Origin of the sequence: Microlunatus speluncae (assembly GCF_009299835.1) — a bacterium.
Classification (GTDB): domain Bacteria; phylum Actinomycetota; class Actinomycetes; order Propionibacteriales; family Propionibacteriaceae; genus Microlunatus; species Microlunatus speluncae.
Genome location: NZ_VKCZ01000014.1, coordinates 688,759 through 707,576 on the forward strand (window position 1 = coordinate 688,759; position 18,818 = coordinate 707,576).

Here is an 18,818-nt window from a genome sequence, read left to right on the forward strand (position 1 = left end):
GATCATGGGGCCGGGTCGGGCAGCGGGTGCCGTGCCAACAACACGTCTCGCTGCCCGGCCTTCTCGGCCGCCCAGTCCGCGGTCCAGCTGACGTTGCCGAAATGGATCACGCCGGCGTCGGACCGCCGCCAGCTCCGGTCGTGGGTCTTCATCACCTGGGTCAACAGGCCGAGCGTGTCCCACCACAGCGCCCCACGGACACACTGCGTCCCGCCCGGGGACAGCCCGATCACCTCGACCGCGGTCCGGAAGGGGGCATCGTTGCGGACCAGCACACAGAACGGGTGCACCCGGTCGCCGTACCCGATCCGGTATTCGTAGGGCTCACTCCACTCCCCCACCCCGTCGGGCCGCACCGCCTCCCGGATCCACGCCACCCGGTCATCAGGCCCGCCCTCGGCGAACACCGAGCCGTCCGGCAGCAACCAGGTCGCCTGGACCGCGAACAGGTCCGGGTCGGCGGCCAGCTCACGGGCCAACGCCCCGATCGTGTCGTCGGCGACGAAACACACATCTGCATCCACGAACAGATAGGCGTCGCAGTCGGGCTCGGCCAGCACCGCAGCGCGGAGAATCTCGCCGTGACTGGTCACCGCCACGTCCAGCGGATACCCCGACGGCCGGATCCGGATCCCGTGCCGCTCGGCCCAGGCCAGTCGATCAAGCTCGCATCCTCCGCTGTCCAGCAGGAGCACCTCGATCCCGGCCCGGTCCGGGTGCCGCGCGACCAGGGACCGCAACATCAGATCGGCGTACGCGGTGGTGCCGTGGTTGACCGAGAGGACCTTGATCAGCATGACCGGACTGTACGGTCGCGCCGGGGCGGGCCGCGACCGAAATTCTGGCCGATCAGATTTCGGTGGCTGCTCGCTCGGCGAGCAGGGCGGCGCCGATCAGGACCGAGTCGGGGCCGAGACCCGCTCGCAGCCAGCGACACCGGGAACCGTCCGCCAGTCCCGGCCGGGCCGCGGTGACGACCTGGCCCAGCAGCGATTCGCCGGCTGAGCCGAGGCCGCCGCCCATGATCACCGCGACCGGATCGAGCAGTCGGACGACGGCGGCAAGGCTGAGCCCGAGAGCGGTCGCGGCACCGTCGATCACTCCGGCCGCGACGGCGTCCCCGGCCGATCGCCGGGCGAGCACGGCGCGGGCACCGTCCGGCTCCGCGACACCGGACGCCGCCGCGTACCGGCGAGCGATCCCGGTGCCGGAGGCGAACCCCTCCAGCGTGCTGCTCTCCGGGTCTCCGATCCCGGCCGGCAGCGGGAACTCCCCCAGGGCGATCGCTTCGCCGTGTGCGCCCGGCCAGCAGGCCCCGTCGATCACCAGGGTCGCTGACAACCCCGTTCCCCAGGAGACGTAGACGAAGCTGTCCACGCCTCGACCGGCGCCGAGCCCGGCTTCGGCGATCGCACCGAGTCGGACATCAGCGTCGATGAGCAGCGGGATCCCCGGCCCGAGGGCGGCTTCCAGGACGTGGTCCGGTGCCACCCCGGCGCCCAGCACCTCGTCGCTGGTCACCCGGCCGTCCCGTACGTACTCAGGGAACCCGGCTCCGACCGCCGCGATCCTGACCTGGAGCCGCTCGGCCGCCCGGACGAGGTCCTCGGCCGCGGCCAGTGTGGTCCGCAGCCCCGGATCCGCAGCGCCGGACGGGCCCGGCATGGCGAACCGCCGGCGATGGATCAGGCTCCGGTCGCTGGGGTCGACCAGGGCGGCGATGATCTTGGTGCCGCCGATGTCCAGCGCACCGACGGCGGCTCGGGAGGCCGAACGATCAGTGGTCACGCCACCCAACCGTCGGGCACCCGACCGGATCCGCGCAAGTACCGGGCCCGGCTCGCCGACCTGACCAGGACGCGCTCCTGGCAACCGGCGGGCAGGTAGGCCGCGGCGCCTGGAGTGAGGCAGGTGGGGGCGTAGCCGCCGCTCGGGCTGAAGACGTCGACCCAGAGCTCGCCCTCGGTGCAGACGATCATCGTCTCGTCCGGCACCAGGTCGAAGTCCTCCGCGTGCCCGGGCATCACCAGGCCGTGGCGGACGGTGAGGAACTCGGTGTCGACCAGCGTCGCCACCTGGTGCGACGCCTGATGATCACGGAATCCCCAGAGGGCGTTGTCGTCGCCCACCGGCAGCAGCCGGGCTTCCTTGATCGACTCGTCCCGCGCCTCGGGCCAGCGCCGGTCCCAACGATGATCATGGTAGGTGGTGGAGTCCAGCGGAGGCTGCCGGCGGGCGAACTCCGAACCGGTGCCCCGGGCCGGCGGCGGTGAGAAGAATTCCAGCACCCGCAGCGACTCCGCCTCCGGATTGAAGCCGTTGTGCCAGGTCCCGCGCCGAAACAGCAGGCCGTTGCCGGCGTGCGCCCGCCGCAACTCACCGCTGGACGGATCGGCGAGCACCAGGGTGCCGTCGAGGACGAAATAGAGCACGTCGCCGCCGAAGATCGTTTGATTCATCGGACTGTGCCGGAACTCGCCGCCGGGCGGGAGTTCGTACTCCAGCACGTGCAACTGCCGGGTCGAGAGATAGACCCGATCGGTGACGAAGCCGGCCTCGACGTCACCCCAGACATGGTGAGCGGCGTCATCCCGACGGATGATCTTGGGCGAATCGAACTCGGGGCGTGGCGTGGCTCGACGTGTTGCTTGCGAGGCCGGCTTTGACGTCCGCATGCGCTCAGCGTAACAGACCAGTTCTAGACCAGCTAGTCCGAGCAGTTGTTGATCACAGCTCGCTCGGCACGCGCCGGTAGAGATCGGATTCGAAGCGGTACGCGTCGCCGCGGTAGTGCAGCTCGGAGCTCATCACGATCTCCTCGTTCTGATCCCGGCTGACGTCGCGGTAGTGCAGCACCGGAGCGCCGACGGCGATCCGCAGCAGCCCGGCCACCTCGGCGTCGGCCGCGGCCGCCTGCAGCTCGCAGGACGCCCGGCCGATCACGATCCCGCACTCGTGCTCGAGGGTCTCGTAGAGAGAACTGTCGGCGAGATCGGCCCCGGCCAATTGCGGTGTCCGGGCCTCGATCAGCAGCGATCGGTCGATGCAGATCGGGTTGCCGTCCATCCCGCGCAGCCGGCGCAGGTCGATCACCGTGCTGGCCGGCGCGATCTCCAGCCGGCTGGCCTCTTCCATGCTGGCGCCGCGCACTTCGTGGCTGAGCACGACGGCCGTCGGGGTGAAGCCCTTGCGGCGGACGATGTCGGAGAAGCTCTGCAGCGAGCTCGACCGGTCCCCGATCAGCGCTCGCCGGGTGACGAACCAGCCCCGCTGCGGCTGCCGGTCGAGCACGCCCTCGTCCTCGAGATGCTCCAGGGCCAACCGCAGCGTCGAGCGACTGACCCTCGTCGTCGCCGCGAGTTCGCGTTCCCCGGGCAGCCTGGTGCCCGGGGCGTAGACCCCGCGGTGTACGAGCTGGCGGACCTGCTCGCGGGCCTGATAGACCGCGCGAGAGGTCGGCGTGTCGACGTCCATGACTGGGATGTTACTGGTCCGATGCGACACGTCCAGTCCGCCGCACCGCGATTCAGACCTGATCCAGGCATAGTCCAGTGTGGTATGAAACTGGTAGGGTTCGAACCGTACGGATCGCCTGTCGCCGAAGGAGCCGAAGATGACCCGCAATCCCCTGGCTGCGCCTGGTCCGCGTCTCGGGGCCGCCCCGCCGTTCAACCGGCGGACGATGCTCGGACTCGCCGGCACCCTCGGCGCCGCCGGTCTCGGATCGGCGCTGCTCGGTGGCTGTTCCGGCAACAACGGCGGTGGCGGCGGTGACGGCGGCGGCCCCGCGGCGCTGACGTTCTGGCTGCCGGGTGGTGAGGACGGCTACCTGGAGCTGCATCAGAAGCTCGGTCAGGACTACGCCGCGGCCCACGCCGGCACGACGGTCGAGGTCACTCGGCTCACCGGCAACCAGAACTTCAACGAGGTGCTGCTGGCCCGGATCGCCGGCGGTAATCCCCCGAGCGCCACCATTATCTGGGATCCGCCGGTGTCCTTCGGCGCCCGCGGGGCGCTGGTCGCGATGGACGAGATGATGGCCTCCTCGCAGAACTCGGCCCAGGACCAGTGGCCGGCCTCGGTGCTGGCGAGTTGCCGGTTCGAGGACAAGACGTACGGACTGCCGTTCACCGCCGGCTCGTACGCGATCTTCTACAACCAGGAATGGTTCGAGGAGAAGGGAATCCCCTCGGATCGGGCCAGCTTCCCCAAGACGATGGTCGAGTTGCGGGACCTGTCGAAGGAATTCACCCGCTGGAAGGGTGACGTTCTCGAGCAGGCCGGGTTCCTGATCCCGTTCGACGCGGTCCGGCTGCCGATCTGGAGCGGACTGAACGGTGGCCGGATCTACGACGCCGCCAACCGCCGGTACGAGATCGACTCGCCGCAGAACATCGAGCTGTTCGAGTTCTTCATGTCCTGGCTGGACACGGAATACCACGGCGACATCAACCAGGTGAACGAGTCCTGGGCCTCGCTCGGGGACGCTCCGCCGATCTTCCAGCAACAGCGGCTCGCCATGATCGACGACGGCACCTGGATGATGGGCTCGTTCTACAACGTCGAGGCCAAGTTCAAGAACTGGGAGGTCGCCGACTTCCCGGTCGGGCCGAGCGGCACCAACACGGTGTCCGGCTACTGGCCCAACTGGCTCGCGATCCCCCAGGCCGCGAACAACATCGAGGCCGCGTTCGGCTATCTCGACTTCCTGTCCGTCGCGGGTGCCCAGGCTCAGTTCGAGGTCTTCCCCGATCTGCCCACCAACGCCAAGATCGATCCGGCTGTGGTGCCGAAGGCCCTGGTCGAGCGCCGCGGTGCCGACTACGCCAAGGACGCCGTCGCGTTCTTCCGCAAGCAGCTCGAGATCGCGGTGCCGATGTGGGAGTCCCCCGTCCACACCTATGCCTCCGATCAGCTGACCCGGGCGATCGAACGGATCTCCACCAAGACCGGCAAGCCCGCCGAGGAGCTCGCGGAGGCGCAGAAGAACTGCCAGGCCGAGCTGGACAAGGTGCGCTGATGGCGTTGGCCACGGCCCGACCAGAGCGGCCGGCGGTGCTTTCGCAGCGACGACCCGGGGCCATGCGGCGGCGGGAAGCGGTGGCCGGATTCCTGTTCACCGGGCCCTGGATCATCAGCCTGATCGTGTTCACCGCGTACCCGATCCTGGCCTCGATGTATTTCTCGTTCACCGAGTACAACGTGATCCAGCCGCCGGAATGGTCCGGATTCCAGAACTACGAGACAATGCTGGCGGATCCGGCCGTCTGGGTGGCCGTGCAGAACAGCGCCATCTATGCCCTGGTCTCGGTGCCGGTCGGGCTGGCGGCCTCGCTCGGGCTGGCGCTGCTGCTCAATCTGGGCGCCAAGGGCATCGGCATCTACCGGACGATCTTCTACCTGCCGACGCTGGCGCCGCCCGTCGTCGGAGTGATCGTCTTCATGCTGATGTTCAGCCCGGCCAACGGGCTGGTGAACGAGGTGCTGCGGACCGTCGGGCTGCCCACGCCGGGCTGGCTGAGTGACCCGGCCTGGTCGAAGCCGACCTTGATCATCATGGGGCTGTGGGGGCTGGGCGCCTCGGCGCTGATCTTCCTCGCCGGGCTGAAGGACATCCCGCAGTCGCTGATCGAGGCGGCGCATCTGGACGGTGCCGGCACCCTGGCGCGGTTCCGCTACGTGACCATCCCGCTGCTCAGCCCGGTGATCTTGTTCAATCTGGTGATGGGCGTGATCGGATCGTTCCAGGTGTTCACGTCGGCCTTCATCGCCGGCGGCACCGAGGGCGGCCCGCTCGACTCGACCCTGATGTTCGTGGTGTTGATCTATCGCAGCGCCTTCCGCTACTTCGACATGGGCTACGCGTCGGCGCTGTCGGTCGTGCTGTTCCTCGCCCTCGCGGCGCTGACGGCGCTGATCTTCGTCATCTCCCGCCGCTGGATCTTCTACGCGGGGGAAGGAGAACGATGACCTCCGACCTACGGCTGCCCGCCGAAATGACCCGGCCACCGGACGACGCCCCGCGGCCGCCCGCCCGGGAACGGCACACCGGCCGGCGGGTGATCACCGGCGCCGGCCGGCACCTGGTGCTGATCGCCACGTCGCTGCTGTTCTTCCTGCCCTTCTACTGGATGGTCGTCTCCGCGCTGAAGACGAACACCCAGATCCTCAGCCCGGACCTGCAGTGGTTCCCCGACCCGGTCAACTGGGGCAATGTGCCCGGCGTGCTGAACCATCCCGGTTTCCCGTTCCTGCAGATGCTGGCCAACAGCGTCTTCTACGCCGGCGCGGTGACCATCGGCACGGTGCTGTCCTCCGCGCTGGTCGGCTACGGCTTCGCCCGGATGCGGTTCCCCGGCCGGAACCTGCTCTTCGCCGTGACCATGGCGACGATGATGATCCCGAGCTTGATCATCTTCATCCCGACCTACGTGCTGTTCAAGACGCTGGGCATGATCGGCACCTGGGCCCCACTGATCGCGCCGCAGTTCCTCGGCAGCGCGTTCTTCATCTTCCTGATGCGCCAGTTCTTCCTGACCGTGCCCAAGGAACTTGCCGATGCGGCGCGCGTGGACGGGGCCGGTGAGTTCCGGATCTTCTGGCAGATCATGTTGCCGCTGGTGAAGCCGGCCCTCGCCGTCGTGGCCGTGTTCAGCTGGCTCGGCACCTGGAACGACTTCTTCGGTCCGCTCGTGTATCTGTCCAATCCCGATCTCTATCCGCTGAGCATGGGATTGTTCGCCTTCCAGTCCCAGCGCAGCACCGAGTGGGGGCTGTTGATGGCGGCGTCGGTGCTCGTCACGCTGCCGTTGATCGTGTTGTTCGCCTTCACTCAGCGCTACTTCCTGCGCGGCATCTCCCTGAGCGGGATCCAGGGCTGACCGCTCGATTCGTTCCAAGATCAAATCTTCACCCAACCTCGACCAGAAAGTGAGCACACCATGGACCGTCCGGTGAGAATCGCGTTCGTCGGCTGCGGCAGCGTGATGTCCGGCCCGTACACGAATCTGGCCCGCCGGCTGCGCGAGCGGGGCGAGGTCGAGCTGGTCGCGGCCTGTGACGTGAAGCCGGACCGGGCCGCGTTCGTCCGCTCCGAGCTCGGCATCGAACGCTTCACCACCGACTACACCGAGGTGATCAACGCCGACGACGTCGACGCGGTGCTGGTGCTGACGTCGATGCCCGAACACGGGCCGATCACCCGCGCCGCGCTGGAGGCCGGCAAGCACGTCCTGGTCGAGAAGCCGATGGCCGTCACCCTTCCGGAGGCGCAGGACCTGCTCGCCCTGGCCGCTCGCAGCCCGGGCCATCTGGTCTGCGCCCCGCACGTCGTGCTGAGCCCGACCTACCAGGCGATCTGGCGGCACATCCAACGCGGCGACATCGGCCCGATCCACCTGGCCCGGGCCCGCTACGGCTGGTCGGGCCCGTGGTGGGGTCAGTGGTTCTACCAGTCCGGTGGCGGCCCGCTGTTCGATCTCGGGGTCTACAACCTGACCACGCTGACCGGGCTGATCGGTCCGGCCCGCCGGGTGACCGCGATGGCCGGCACCGCGATCCCCGAGCGCAAGGTCGACGGCGAGCTGATGCGGGTCGAGGTCGAGGACAACTTCCAGATCACCGTCGACTTCGGCGACGCCCGCTTCGGCACGGTGACCACCGGCTTCTCCATGCAGGCCTACCGGGGACCGGCCGTCGAGCTGTACGGCGGCACCGGGACGATCCAGATGATGGGCGACGACTGGGCCCCCGAGGGGTACGAGCTCTGGCGCAATGATCATGGTGCCTGGGAGATCCACCGTGATCAGGATCCGCACTGGCCCTGGACCGACGGCCTGCGGCACCTGGTCGACTGCATCCGCCATGATCGGGAACCGCTGATCCGACCGGAGCACGCCTATCACGTGCTGGAGATCATGATCAAGGCGATCGAGTCGGCCCGGGAGGGGCGCACCCTGACGATCGACAGCACCTTCACCCCGCCCACGTTCGACACCGGGACCGAAGCGGCCGATGCGCATCTGGTCCACGATCCGAGTCACTGACCGGTCGTCCGGGAGGGCCGGCTCAGTTGCCCCACTCCGGTCGCTGCCACGGGTAGTGGTGCGGCCGGTCCCGCGGGGTCGCCGGGATGAGGAAGCCCATGATGTAGGCCCGCCGGGTTCCGTCGGAGGTGTTGGCGCCGGCGTAGTGCAGGGTCCGGCAGTGATGGATCGTGCACCCGCCGGCCGGCAGCGGCACGGCCACTCGCTCGACGTCGTCGGTGATCGGATCGGCAACCTGCAGGGCGTGCGCGTCGGGATCGACCAGCTCGTGCGGCACCACGCCGGACCGGTGGCTGCCGGGGACGAACTGCATGCAGCCGTTCTGCATCGTCGCCTCCTGCAGCGGCATCCAGACGCTGATCGCGGTGTGATCGTAGGCCGGGCTCCAATAGGCCTCGTCCTGGTGCCACGGCGTCGGCGCGCCGTGGGCCGGCGGCTTGCTGATCGCATGATCACCGGCCGGCATGGCCTCGTCGCCGAGCAGTTGCCGGGCCACAGCCAGCGCGTTCACCCGGGCCTGGATGTCGACCAGCTCCGGCGCGTACTTCTCCGGGTTGAGGATCTGCGGCAGCGTCTCCTGGCCGGACTCGTCCACCTTGCCCAGCTCGAGATGATCACCGTCGGCGAAGGCGGCACTCCCCCGCGCGAACAACTGGTCGTAGACCGTGCGCAGCGAGGCCACCTCCTCCGGCGTGGTCAGGGCCGGCAGATGCAGGAAGCCGTCCCGGTGGAAGGCGGCGAGTTGCTCCTCGCTGAGCCTGAGGTCAGTTGCGGAAATGTTCATGGCCCTGAATCTAGGAGTCAGGCGTCGGCCGAGCTTGTCCCGGAGGACGGATCAGTTGACCGGAAGGAGCGTCCATGATCACGGAACTGCCGCGCCGTGACCCCGAACTGGTCCCGGAACGCCCGGGCGAAGTGGGCCGAGTCGGTGAAGCCGCAGTCGTGGGCGATCCGGGTGACCGGCCGGCCGGTCGTGATCAACAATTCGGCGGCCCGCAGCAGCCGGTAGCGCCGCAGATACGCCATCGGCGTGATGCCCAGCGTCTCCCGGAAGACCCGGGCCGCGTGCTTGGGCGACAGATGCGACGGCGCGGCCAACCGGCCGAGGTCGAGCGGCTCGGCGAATCGGGCCGCGATGGTATCCAGCACGGCGCGAACCTCGGGCCGCAACAGCAACGACCGTGGCACCCGGCCCGCCACCGGGTCCTGGACGCCCTCGGTCAGGTCGAGGCCGGCCTCGGCGATGACCGCCGCCAGCGCCAGCTGGGCGCGGGCCCGAGCCCGGAGGAACCGGTCGACGCCCTGGCCGCGGGCGGCCCGGACCACCTCGCGGACGAGGTCGGCCGTTTCCGCAGCCGGAGTGTCGACGACCAGCGGCAGTTCGAGTTCGGTCAGCAGATCGACCACCCCCGACAGCCGCAGGCTGCAGCCGAAGCCGATCAGCGCCAGTTCCTCGTCCGCCTCGTTGGCCGAGCTCCGGAGGCGACCGGGGCGGAGCACCGCGAGCTGTCCGGGGCCGACGACGGCCTCCTCCTCGCCCAGCCGCAGGGTGCAATGGCCGCGGCGGATCAGCCAGATCTCGGCCCACGGCTGATCATGGAGTTCGAGCCGCCAGCCGGGTCGCACCCGGACGTCGTACGCCTCGTGCAGCCGGAACACGGCGCGATCCCACAGACTCTCGAGGTCGACATGGGCCTGATGGATCCAGTCGGACTCGGCGGGCAGCCGCAGCTCGGACACCGGCCCAGCTTGGCACGCCCACCACACCAGGAGCCCGAACGTGCCTGAACTGTTCATCGACGGGACCTGGCGCGACGCCCGCCGGTCCGGCTTCAGGACCATCCGCTGCCCCGCCGACGAAACCCCGGTGACGACCGTCTCGGAGGCCGAGCCACCGGACACCGTGGCGGCCATCGGTGCGGCCCGCCGGGCCTTCGACGACGGCCGATGGAGTCGTCGATCGGCGGCCGACCGGTGCGCCGTGCTGTCCCGTACGGCTGAGTTGCTCGCGCGTGATCATGATCGGTACGCGAGGGCGGAGAGTCTGGACACCGGCAAGCGGCTGGTCGAGAGCCAGCAGGACCTGGACGACGTGATCGCCGTGTTCCGGCACTACGCCGCCGTCGGGGTGGACGACGGTGATCGCCGGGTCGACGCCGGCGGCACCGGCGTGATCAGCCGCGTGGTCCGGGAGCCGGTGGGCGTCTGCGGCTTGATCACGCCGTGGAACTATCCGCTGTTGCAGGCCTCGTGGAAGGTCGCGCCCTGTCTGGCCGCGGGCAACACCATCGTCCTCAAGCCCAGCGAGCTGACTCCCTCGACCGCCGTGCTGCTGATGCGCACCCTGGCCGAGGCCGGTGTGCCGGACGGCGTGGCCAACCTCGTCCTCGGCGCCGGCCCGAACACCGGCGCCGTACTGGCCGAACATCCCGACGTCGATCTGATCAGCTTCACCGGCGGATCGATCACCGGGCGTCGGGTGATGGCGCTCGCGTCCGGCACGGTGAAACGGATCGCGCTCGAGCTCGGCGGCAAGAATCCCAACATCATCTTCGCCGACGCCGACCTGGACACCGCCCTCGACTTCGCCCTGACCGCGGCCTTTCTGCACTCCGGGCAGGTGTGCTCGGCCGGCACCCGGTTGCTGCTCGAGGAATCGATCGCCGCGGAGTTCACCGACCGGCTGGTCGAACGGGCCGAGCGGATCAGGCTCGGCGGTCCGTTCGATCCGGAGGCTCAGGCCGGCCCGCTGATCTCTTCGGCCCACCGCGAACGGGTCGAGGCCTATGTCGCGGCGGGGCTGGCCGAGGGCGCCGGCCTGCGTTGCGGCGGCGTCCGGCCGAAGGACCCGGAGCTGGCGGCCGGCTTCTACTACCGGCCGACCGTGCTCGACCGGTGTCGAGCGGGCATGACCGTGGTCCGCGAGGAATCCTTCGGCCCGGTGATCACGGTCGAGACGTTCGGTGGAACGTCGGACCATGATCGCGAGGAGGCCGCGATCGCCGCGGCCAACGATTCGATTTACGGCCTGGCCGGAGCCGTGTGGACCTCCGACGACGCCCGGGCGCAGCGGCTGGCGAGCCGCCTCCGGCTGGGCACCGTGTGGATCAACGACTACCACCCGTACCTGCCGGGGGCCGAGTGGGGCGGGTTCAAACAGTCCGGCATCGGCCGGGAACTCGGACCGGCAGGGTTGGACGAGTACGTCGAGCTCAAGCACGTCTGGCACAACCTCGACCCGCGCCCCCAGCACCTGTTCGGATCATGATCATTGGGCACCATCGGGCCGGCCAGCGCCCTCGCTGAGGCTCAGGAGATCGGCTCAGCCGAGATCCGCGCCGCCGTGCGTCGAGTGGACGGTTTGGTCAGCTCCCAGCCGAGCATTCGCACCCAAAGTGACCACTCGACGCACGGCGGCGCGGATCTCGGTGGTCGGCCGCGATTCCGCCGACCGCTCCAACCCGTCCGTCCTTGGCGCGTCTTTCCGGCCGACAGCCCGAAATGCCCAGGAGGGGTCTGGTCTGGTTTGCCCTTCGACAGGCTCAGGGAACGATCATGGCTGCCGGTTGAGCCTTCGGGGACTTTCTTGGCGCCAAGAGGGGCAGGTTCGGGTGCCGCTCGGCTCCGGTCCGCCCGCTCGCGTTCTGCTGCGGGCGTTGAGCCGGCGAGGTGCGTGGCCGACCTCGGCGCAGTCGGCCGCCGATACGCAACCGAGATCGCCGCCGGCTTGCGTCGAGTGGACAGTTTGGGCGGCTCCCAGGCGAAGATCCGCGCCCAAAGTGACCACTCAAAGGAGTGCCTCCGATCCCAGCGCCGAACCGGTGGCCGGCCGCGATTCCGCCGACCGCTCCAACCCCTCCGTCCTTGGCGCGTCTTTCCGGCCGTTAGGCCGAACCGCGAGGGAGGCGCACCGGCCTACCTTGCCCTTCGACAAGCTCAGGGAACGAAACAAGCGGCAGCTCTCACCAGCCCGAACAGGGATGCAACACCACAGCTCCAAGATCATCAGAGGCAACGAAACTCGAACCTCCGCATCGCCGGCCCAACGGTTCCAGGACGAGTTCCGGGCGCTGCAACCGTAAATGTCTTGCTCTGGTTGCATGGCGTTGATGGGATCTGAGGGTGGTGACCAGATTCGCGGACGGCCGGGGCGGGATCGACACCGAGTTGGCCCGACGCTTGATCAAGGCGCAGTTTCCTCAGTGGGCCGATCTTCCGGTGACCCCGGTCGAGTTCGACGGCTGGGACAACCGGACCTTCCGGCTCGGCGATGACAAGTCGATTCGGATCCCGTCGGCGGCCGGGTACGCGGCCGCGGTGGAGAAGGAGGATCGCTGGTTGCCCCGGCTGGCTTCCGGGCTGCCGGTGCCCATTCCGGAGCCGGTCGGGCTGGGCCGGCCGACTGAGGACTATCCGCATCACTGGTCGGTCCGGCGCTGGTTGGACGGGGAAACCGCGAGCCCGGCGACGGTCCGTGACCAGGCCCCGTTCGCCGATGATCTCGCGCGGTTCCTGCTCGCGCTGCAGGCGATCGACCCGACCGACGGGCCTGCGGCCGGTGATCACTGCGCCCATCGCGGCGCGCCGCCGGTCCACTACGACGACGAGACCCGTGAGGCGCTGCGCATGCTGCGCGGTCGGGTCGACACCGAGGCCGCGGAGCGGGTCTGGGAGGCGGCGCTGGCCGCGCCGGCGAGCGGGCCGGCGGTCTGGTTCCACGGCGACGTCTCCGTCGGCAACCTGCTCGTCCGCGACGGCCGGCTGGCGGCCGTGATCGACTTCGGCACCTGCGGTGTCGGTGATCCGGCCTGCGATCTGGTGATCGCGTGGACCTTCCTGTCCGGCGCGGGTCGGCGTGTCTTCCGGCAAGGGATCGACCAAGATCACGGCACCTGGGCCCGGGCCCGTGGCTGGGCGATCTGGAAGGCGCTGATCGTGCTCGCCCGAGTGATCGACTCCGATCCGGAGCAGGCCGCGAAATTCCAGCGGGAGATCACCGAGGTGATCGATGATCACCGCGAGTTCGGCTGACCACGCCACCACGTCACTGAGTTGGGACGTCTGCGCCCTTCTGCAGCGCCGCGAGAAAATCGGTTGCGCGGCGGTGGGTCCGGATGGTCTACTCCCCCAGAACCGCGATCACCGAGGAGGGCAGAGCCATGCGGACGACTGTCATGTCCATCAGTCACATCAGTACTCACTCAAAGGACATGAGGGTTGGCTCGCATACTCAATCTCGGGATCGTCGCGCATGTCGACGCCGGTAAGACCAGTCTGACCGAACGGCTGCTCTATGTAGCCGGGGTCATCGACGAACCCGGCCGGGTGGACGACGGCAACACCCAGACCGACACGTTGGCGCTGGAGCGCCGCCGAGGCATCACGATCAAGACGGCCGTCGCGTCGTTCGCGGTCGACGACGTCACGGTCAATCTGATCGACACCCCCGGGCACCCGGACTTCATCGCCGAGGTCGAACGCGCCCTGGCCGTCCTGGACGGCGCGGTGCTGGTCGTCTCGGCCGTGGAGGGCGTCCAGGCCCAGACCCGGGTGCTGCATCGCGCGCTGCGCCGGCTCGGCATCCCGACCGTGATCTTCGTGAACAAGATCGATCGCCGCGGGGCCCGCGCCGACGAGCTGCTGACCGAACTGGCCGAGCGGCTGGAGGTCGCGATCATGCCGCTCCAGTCCGTCGATTCGGTCGGCACCCGGTCCGCCACGGTGCTGCCCGGCCGAGAGACCGAGCCGGCGTTCATCGAACGGCTGCTCGAGGTCCTGGCCGAACACGACGACGCGATGCTCGCCGCCTATGTCGCCGATGATCAACCGGTGCCGGCCGATCGGATCGAGGCCCGGTTCCTTGATCAGGTACGCCGCGGCGAGCTGCGCCCGGTCTACTTCGGATCCGCGGTGACCGGGGCCGGCGTGCCCGAGCTGGCCCGGGGCCTGCTGCGATTCCTGCCCACCGACGTCACCGACACCACTCCGCTGTCGGCTCGGGTGTTCAAGATCGAACGGACCCCGGAAGGCGAGAAACGCGCCTATGTTCGGGTGTTCGGCGGCCGGCTCCGGGTCCGGGACCGGGTCCGCTTCGGGGCCGACGGCGCGGGCCGGGTGACCGGACTGGAGGTGTTCGACCGCGGCGCCCCAGCCGAATCGACCATGATCAGCGCCGGTCAGATCGGCCGGCTGCGCGGGCTGGGTGCGATCAAGATCGGCGACACGATCGGCGCCGTCGACACCCGGCCGGCCGCCGCACGCTTCGCACCGCCGACGCTGGAAACGATCATCTCCCCGGTCGATCCGACCCAGCGCGGTGCCCTGTACGCGGCCCTGTCCCAGTTGGCCGAGCAGGATCCGTTGATCAATCTCCGCTCCGACGACGTCCGCCGGGAGTTGTCGCTGTCGCTCTTCGGGGAAGTCCAGAAGGAGGTGATCGGCGCGACGCTGGCCGAGGAGCACGGCATCGACGTCAACTTCAGCGAGACGTCGATCATCTGCATCGAACGGCCCATCGGCACCGGCGCCGCCGCCGAACTGATCGGTGTCGCCCCCAATCCGTTCTTCGCCACCGTCGGCCTCCGGGTCGAGCCGGCGCCGACCGAGGTGAACACGTTCCGGCTCGAGATCGAGCTCGGATCGATGCCGCCGGCCTTCTTCAACGCCGTCGAGGAGACGGTGTTCGCCGCCCTGCGTCAGGGTCTGCACGGCTGGCAGGTGCAGGGCTGCGCGGTGATCATGACCCACTCCGGCTACTACCCACGGCAGAGCCATTCGCACGGCAAGTTCGACAAGAGCATGTCCAGCACGGCCGGCGACTTCCGTTACCTCACCCCGCTGGTGCTGATGGCCGCCCTCCGGCGAGCCGGCAGCCGGGTCTCGGAACCGATCCACCGGATGCGGCTGGAGGTCCCGGACGATCTGGTCGACACCGTGCTGCCGGCGATCGCCCGGCTCGAAGCCATTCCGCTGGGCTCGACCGTCCGCCGGTCCACCGTGATCATCGACGGTGAACTGCCGGCGGCCCGGGTGCACGAGCTGCAGCAGCGACTGCCCGGGCTGACCCGGGGCGAGGGGGTGCTCGAGACGGAGTTCCGCGGCTATCGGCCGGTTCGCGGTCCGGCACCGGCGCGGAGCCGTACCGACGGAAATCCGGCCGACCGCCGGGAATACCTGCGCGGGCTGGAGAACACCGGTCGTGATCTCGCCGCCGCGGTCAAGCCGTGACGTCAACGAACTAGCCTGGCCGACATGGCCCTTCCCGACGACAGCGGCCGGCCCTGGCAGGTCGGCTACTGGTTCGACCCCTCCTGCCCGCTGACCTGGCTGACCACCCGATGGTTGCTACGACTGATCGAGCACAAGCTGATCATGGTCGACTGGCAGCTGATGAGCCTCTCGGTGCTCAACGAAGATCGCGACGACGACCCCGAGGGAGATCCGGAGGGCTACCTGTGGGTGCCGGTCCGGATCTGCGCCGCGGTCCTCGACCGGCACGGACCGGAGGCGTTGCTGCGGTTCTACCGCGCGCTCTGGGAACGGACGCCCGGCGCCGATCCCGAGAACGACTGGCTGAACGACCTGACGTCGTCCCTGCGCACCGCCGGACTGCCCGAGGACCTGGCCGAGGCCGGTAGCAGTGACGCCCTGGACCAGGCGATCCGCGACTCGCACTCGCGTGGCGTGGAACTGGTCGGTCCGGGGCTCGGCACCCCGGTCGTCCAACTCAGCGACGGAGCCGGTGTGGACCGCGCGTTCTTCGGCCCGGTGATCACGACGGCGATCGAGGACGACGACGAGGCGGTACGGCTGTGGCAGGGAGTCACCGCCCTGGCCACCGTCGGCGCCTTCACCGAGTTGAAGACGGGACGGTAGCCTGAGGCTCACCATGATCACTGAACCGCGACAGCAGGGTGCCTGGATCCGTCCGTCCGACCGGTTTCCGGCCGAGCCGCGGTGGGGATTCGCGGACGGGATCCAGGTTGGCATCGTGCCACCCGGCGGTCCGCGCGGACTGCTCCGGATCTATGCGCCTTATCTTGATCATCCGCGGCAGCGACTGATCAACTTCATCGCCATCGAGCCGATCCCGGAAGGCCAGGACAAGCGGGGCTACTCCGAGCTCGAGCCCAGCGGCTTGGACCAGGTGCGCGGCAAGCGGTTCTGGAGTGCCACCGGGGTCGACGCGGAGGTCGGTGAGAGCGATCAGCCGGTGGCCGGAGAGCTGACCACGGTCGACGGCGTCGAGCGGCTCAGCGTGGTGATCATCTCCGAGCGGTTCGACAACGGTGCCGATGTCGCGGTGCGGGTGACCTTCCGGGCCGACCGGCCGCACGAGTTCGGGATCGCGGCCTTCCGGCGGAGCGGTTCGGTGCCGCTGAGTGCCTGCGTGCTGACCGCGACGATGGGCAACTTCGCCCGGCTCCGGCTGCTGGAGCTGGCCAATCGTACGGTCACCCCGGCGGACTGCTGGTCCGGCTTCACCGGCACCGGATTCGCCCCGCACGCGAAGTTCGGGCTGGCCGAGCTGACCCGCACGGAGACCGGCGACGCCGTGGTCTCGGCCCGGCCGGACGAAGTTGATCACGGCGCCGCGAGCTATGCCGCCGATACGGCCGAGCACTGGAAGTACTTCGGCCGCCGGGCCGTCCAGACCTGGCGCGCCGCCGATCCGGATCCCGGGCTGGTCGCCTGTGTCAACGGCCGCTACACCTACTGGGCCAGCGAATCGCCGATCCCGGGCGGCGTCTCGTACGAGAACTTCGAGCTGATCGAGCCGTTCCGGCCGGGCCGCGAGTTCTTCTTCGCGGTCGAGCCGATCGACTGATGATCGAGGTCCCGGCGAGCTTTCGCGCGATGCCCCGGTGGTGGCATGGCGGGGCCGCCTGGCTGGACACGCTGCCGGCCCTCGTCGCCGAGCAGTGCGATCACTTCGGTGTCGTCGTCGACGGGCCGGTCCGGCACGGGTCGAACGCCCTGGTGGTCCCGGTCCGGCGCGGCACGGAACGATTCGCGCTGCGACTGAACCCGCCGGATGATCATGATCTGCCGGCCCAGGTCGAGGCGCTCCGGTTCTGGGCCGGGCGGGGCACGGTGCTGCTGCACGACGCCGAGCTCGCGGCCGGGGCGATGCTGCTGGAACGACTGGACGCCGGCCGCACGCTGGAGACGATGCCGTCGGCCGACGCGGTGCCGATCCTCGCCCGGCTGATGCGCCGGTTGGCCGTCGAGCCACCCACCGGGGTGACGACCACGACGTCGATCCTTCGCTCGGGCGTCGCGCGATTCCGCGACGCCTGGCGCGAGTTGCGGCAGCCGTTCCCCGAGCGGCTGCTGGACGGGGTGCTCGACGCGGCGGGTGCGCTGCTGGCCGAGCCGGGCGCCGACCTGGCCGTGAACGGCGATCTGCACTACGCCCAGGTCCTCGGCGGTGAACGGGAACCGTGGCTGGTGGTCGATCCGGTGCTGCTGCGCGGCGACATCGAGTACGACCTGGCCCGGATCCTGTGGGACCGGCTCGACACCCGCTCCGACCGCGACGTTGTCGATCATGTCCGCACGGTCGTCGAGATCGCCGGGCTCGACCCGGCCCGCGCTCGCCGCTGGGTGATCTTCCGGTCGGCCGACTATCTCTTCTGGGGGCTGCGGCACGGACTGACCGAGGATCCGCCGCGCTGCCACCGGCTGCTCGACCTGATGCTGACGACCTCGAAAGGGTTGGGATGACCGACACCGCCGCCCAGTTGACGGCCGCCGACCGAGCCTGGCTGGACACGCTCGACGTCGCCGAGCCGTTGCCGCCGATCCCCAGCGGCGTCGCCCTGCTCGACGTACTCACCGAGTTGGCCGTCCCGCACGAGGATCTCGGCGAGATCCTCCGCCTGCGACCGCGGCTGGATGATCATGAGGCCGGCACCGTCGCGGCGCGGATCCTGAGCGGGCTGCACCGCGGACTCGGCTCGGCCACGGGCCTGGGGCACGAGCTCGACCTCCGCCGGTGCGACGATCCGTTGCTCCGCTATGCGGCCATGTACGCCTTCGCGGCGATGGATCCGGTGATCCGTCGTTGGCACCTGGAACGGTCGGTGCCGCCGGACGTCAGCCGACGCACTCTGGCCGACCTCGGCCGGCAACTGACCAACCACCGCCGCCGGATCGGCCGCGGCGGGATGTCCGAGGTCGGCTGGATGTCGAACCACTTCCAGGGCCGGCTGTATCAACTCGGCCGGCTGCAGTTCGAGCTGGTGCCGCTCGGTCGGACGACCAGCGCCGAGGTCCGGGCCGGCGGGGTGCCGGCCGAGCCCGGCGATCCGGCGATCGCCGTCCACATCCCCGACTACTGCGGGCCGATCGACGACGGCGCCTGTGCGGAGTCCTTCGCGGCCGCGCTGGAGTTCTTCCCGCGGCACTTCCCCGACCACCGGCCGATCGTCTTCACCTGCCACTCCTGGTTGCTCGACCCGCAGCTCGCCGAGCGACTGCCGGCCGACTCCAACATCACGGCCTTCCAACGCCGGTTCACGATCACCCACCGCCGAGCTGACATCGACGACGCCGGCGCGTTCCTGTTCGTCTTCGGCACCCGCGACGTGGACGCCCGGGCCGGCCTGCCGCGACGGTCGTCGCTGCAACGGGCGCTGATCGACCACCTCGACAACGGCGGCCACTGGTACGGCGGCGCCGGCTGGCGGACCTTCGAGGCCTGAGCCCTCGACCCACCGTCACAAATCGGGAGCGCAACCCGGTCCCACCTGGCGATTTTCGGTCCCGCGG

17 protein-coding genes are annotated in these 18,818 nt (G+C 69.4%); 11 read left to right on the forward strand and 6 right to left on the reverse strand.

Annotated features, from left to right (window positions below; all coding sequences use genetic code 11):
• Positions 1 to 2: 2 nt before the first annotated feature.
• From FNH24_RS19995 to FNH24_RS20010, 4 genes are read right to left on the reverse strand one after another with little or no spacing between them, the layout of a single operon-like run.
• On the reverse strand, positions 3 to 797 hold the full coding sequence (locus tag FNH24_RS19995; RefSeq protein WP_152363950.1) for a hypothetical protein: 795 nt from the start codon (positions 795 to 797) through the stop codon (positions 3 to 5).
• A 52-nt stretch (positions 798 to 849) separates the two neighbouring features.
• Entirely contained in the window at positions 850 to 1,788 is a 939-nt protein-coding gene (locus tag FNH24_RS20000; RefSeq protein ID WP_152363951.1) for an ROK family protein, read from the reverse strand.
• Positions 1,785 to 2,675, reverse strand: coding sequence for a cupin domain-containing protein (locus FNH24_RS20005; RefSeq protein ID WP_152363952.1), 891 nt, complete (start codon positions 2,673 to 2,675; stop codon positions 1,785 to 1,787). Before FNH24_RS20005 ends, FNH24_RS20000 begins: the two co-directional genes overlap by 4 nt.
• A 52-nt stretch (positions 2,676 to 2,727) precedes the next feature.
• On the reverse strand, positions 2,728 to 3,474 hold the full coding sequence (locus FNH24_RS20010; RefSeq protein ID WP_152363953.1) for a GntR family transcriptional regulator: 747 nt from the start codon (positions 3,472 to 3,474) through the stop codon (positions 2,728 to 2,730).
• A gap of 139 nt (positions 3,475 to 3,613) precedes the next feature.
• On the opposite strand from FNH24_RS20010, the gene FNH24_RS20015 reads away from it, so the two are divergent.
• The 4 genes from FNH24_RS20015 to FNH24_RS20030 are packed head-to-tail and all read left to right on the forward strand — an operon-like array spanning position 3,614 to position 8,045.
• On the forward strand, positions 3,614 to 5,020 hold the full coding sequence (locus FNH24_RS20015; protein WP_152363954.1) for an ABC transporter substrate-binding protein: 1,407 nt from the start codon (positions 3,614 to 3,616) through the stop codon (positions 5,018 to 5,020).
• Complete coding sequence (locus FNH24_RS20020; protein WP_217428313.1) at positions 5,020 to 5,970, forward strand: carbohydrate ABC transporter permease; 951 nt, start codon at positions 5,020 to 5,022, stop codon at positions 5,968 to 5,970. Before FNH24_RS20015 ends, FNH24_RS20020 begins: the two co-directional genes overlap by 1 nt.
• Entirely contained in the window at positions 5,967 to 6,881 is a 915-nt protein-coding gene (locus FNH24_RS20025) for a carbohydrate ABC transporter permease (protein WP_217428314.1), read from the forward strand. Before FNH24_RS20020 ends, FNH24_RS20025 begins: the two co-directional genes overlap by 4 nt.
• A 60-nt stretch (positions 6,882 to 6,941) precedes the next feature.
• Positions 6,942 to 8,045, forward strand: a complete 1,104-nt coding sequence (locus tag FNH24_RS20030) for a Gfo/Idh/MocA family protein (RefSeq protein WP_152363955.1) — start codon at positions 6,942 to 6,944, stop codon at positions 8,043 to 8,045.
• 22 nt (positions 8,046 to 8,067) lie between these two features.
• Here the strand turns inward: FNH24_RS20030 and FNH24_RS20035 are convergent, their stop codons facing one another.
• Positions 8,068 to 8,829: a phytanoyl-CoA dioxygenase family protein gene (locus FNH24_RS20035; protein WP_152363956.1), complete on the reverse strand. Its 762-nt coding sequence runs from the start codon at positions 8,827 to 8,829 to the stop codon at positions 8,068 to 8,070.
• Between the two features lie 17 nt (positions 8,830 to 8,846).
• A complete protein-coding gene (locus FNH24_RS20040) occupies positions 8,847 to 9,785 on the reverse strand; it encodes an AraC family transcriptional regulator (protein WP_161606225.1) in 939 nt (312 codons plus the stop codon).
• A gap of 40 nt (positions 9,786 to 9,825) precedes the next feature.
• On the opposite strand from FNH24_RS20040, the gene FNH24_RS20045 reads away from it, so the two are divergent.
• From FNH24_RS20045 to FNH24_RS20075, 7 genes are all read left to right on the forward strand, one after another.
• A complete protein-coding gene (locus FNH24_RS20045) occupies positions 9,826 to 11,313 on the forward strand; it encodes an aldehyde dehydrogenase family protein (RefSeq protein WP_152363958.1) in 1,488 nt (495 codons plus the stop codon).
• Positions 11,314 to 12,167: 854 nt separating this feature from the next.
• Positions 12,168 to 13,076 carry an aminoglycoside phosphotransferase family protein gene (locus FNH24_RS20050; RefSeq protein ID WP_152363959.1) on the forward strand — a complete coding sequence of 303 codons (909 nt, stop codon included), beginning with the start codon at positions 12,168 to 12,170 and terminating at the stop codon, positions 13,074 to 13,076.
• Positions 13,077 to 13,262: 186 nt separating this feature from the next.
• Positions 13,263 to 15,272 carry an elongation factor G gene (locus FNH24_RS20055; protein ID WP_246186980.1) on the forward strand — a complete coding sequence of 670 codons (2,010 nt, stop codon included), beginning with the start codon at positions 13,263 to 13,265 and terminating at the stop codon, positions 15,270 to 15,272.
• A 24-nt stretch (positions 15,273 to 15,296) separates the two neighbouring features.
• On the forward strand, positions 15,297 to 15,920 hold the full coding sequence (locus FNH24_RS20060; protein WP_152363960.1) for a mycothiol-dependent nitroreductase Rv2466c family protein: 624 nt from the start codon (positions 15,297 to 15,299) through the stop codon (positions 15,918 to 15,920).
• 13 nt (positions 15,921 to 15,933) lie between these two features.
• Entirely contained in the window at positions 15,934 to 16,872 is a 939-nt protein-coding gene (locus tag FNH24_RS20065) for a hypothetical protein (protein ID WP_152363961.1), read from the forward strand.
• Entirely contained in the window at positions 16,872 to 17,771 is a 900-nt protein-coding gene (locus tag FNH24_RS20070; protein WP_152363962.1) for an aminoglycoside phosphotransferase family protein, read from the forward strand. The genes FNH24_RS20065 and FNH24_RS20070 overlap by 1 nt, the downstream gene beginning before the upstream one ends.
• Entirely contained in the window at positions 17,768 to 18,751 is a 984-nt protein-coding gene (locus FNH24_RS20075) for an acyltransferase domain-containing protein (protein WP_152363963.1), read from the forward strand. The genes FNH24_RS20070 and FNH24_RS20075 overlap by 4 nt, the downstream gene beginning before the upstream one ends.
• Positions 18,752 to 18,818 lie beyond the last annotated feature (67 nt).

Excerpts from the sequence above, each read along its gene's own strand:
- FNH24_RS20075 (WP_152363963.1), top strand. The coding sequence starts at position 17,768 with ATGACCGACACCGCCGCCCAGTTGACGGCCGCCGACCGAGCCTGGCTG.
- FNH24_RS19995 (WP_152363950.1), bottom strand. The coding sequence starts at position 797 with ATGCTGATCAAGGTCCTCTCGGTCAACCACGGCACCACCGCGTACGCC.
- FNH24_RS20030 (WP_152363955.1), top strand. The coding sequence starts at position 6,942 with ATGGACCGTCCGGTGAGAATCGCGTTCGTCGGCTGCGGCAGCGTGATG.
- FNH24_RS20025 (WP_217428314.1), top strand. The coding sequence starts at position 5,967 with ATGACCTCCGACCTACGGCTGCCCGCCGAAATGACCCGGCCACCGGAC.
- FNH24_RS20060 (WP_152363960.1), top strand. The coding sequence starts at position 15,297 with ATGGCCCTTCCCGACGACAGCGGCCGGCCCTGGCAGGTCGGCTACTGG.
- FNH24_RS20035 (WP_152363956.1), bottom strand. The coding sequence starts at position 8,829 with ATGAACATTTCCGCAACTGACCTCAGGCTCAGCGAGGAGCAACTCGCC.
- FNH24_RS20070 (WP_152363962.1), top strand. The coding sequence starts at position 16,872 with ATGATCGAGGTCCCGGCGAGCTTTCGCGCGATGCCCCGGTGGTGGCAT.
- FNH24_RS20015 (WP_152363954.1), top strand. The coding sequence starts at position 3,614 with ATGACCCGCAATCCCCTGGCTGCGCCTGGTCCGCGTCTCGGGGCCGCC.
- FNH24_RS20005 (WP_152363952.1), bottom strand. The coding sequence starts at position 2,675 with ATGCGGACGTCAAAGCCGGCCTCGCAAGCAACACGTCGAGCCACGCCA.
- FNH24_RS20065 (WP_152363961.1), top strand. The coding sequence starts at position 15,934 with ATGATCACTGAACCGCGACAGCAGGGTGCCTGGATCCGTCCGTCCGAC.
- FNH24_RS20020 (WP_217428313.1), top strand. The coding sequence starts at position 5,020 with ATGGCGTTGGCCACGGCCCGACCAGAGCGGCCGGCGGTGCTTTCGCAG.
- FNH24_RS20010 (WP_152363953.1), bottom strand. The coding sequence starts at position 3,474 with ATGGACGTCGACACGCCGACCTCTCGCGCGGTCTATCAGGCCCGCGAG.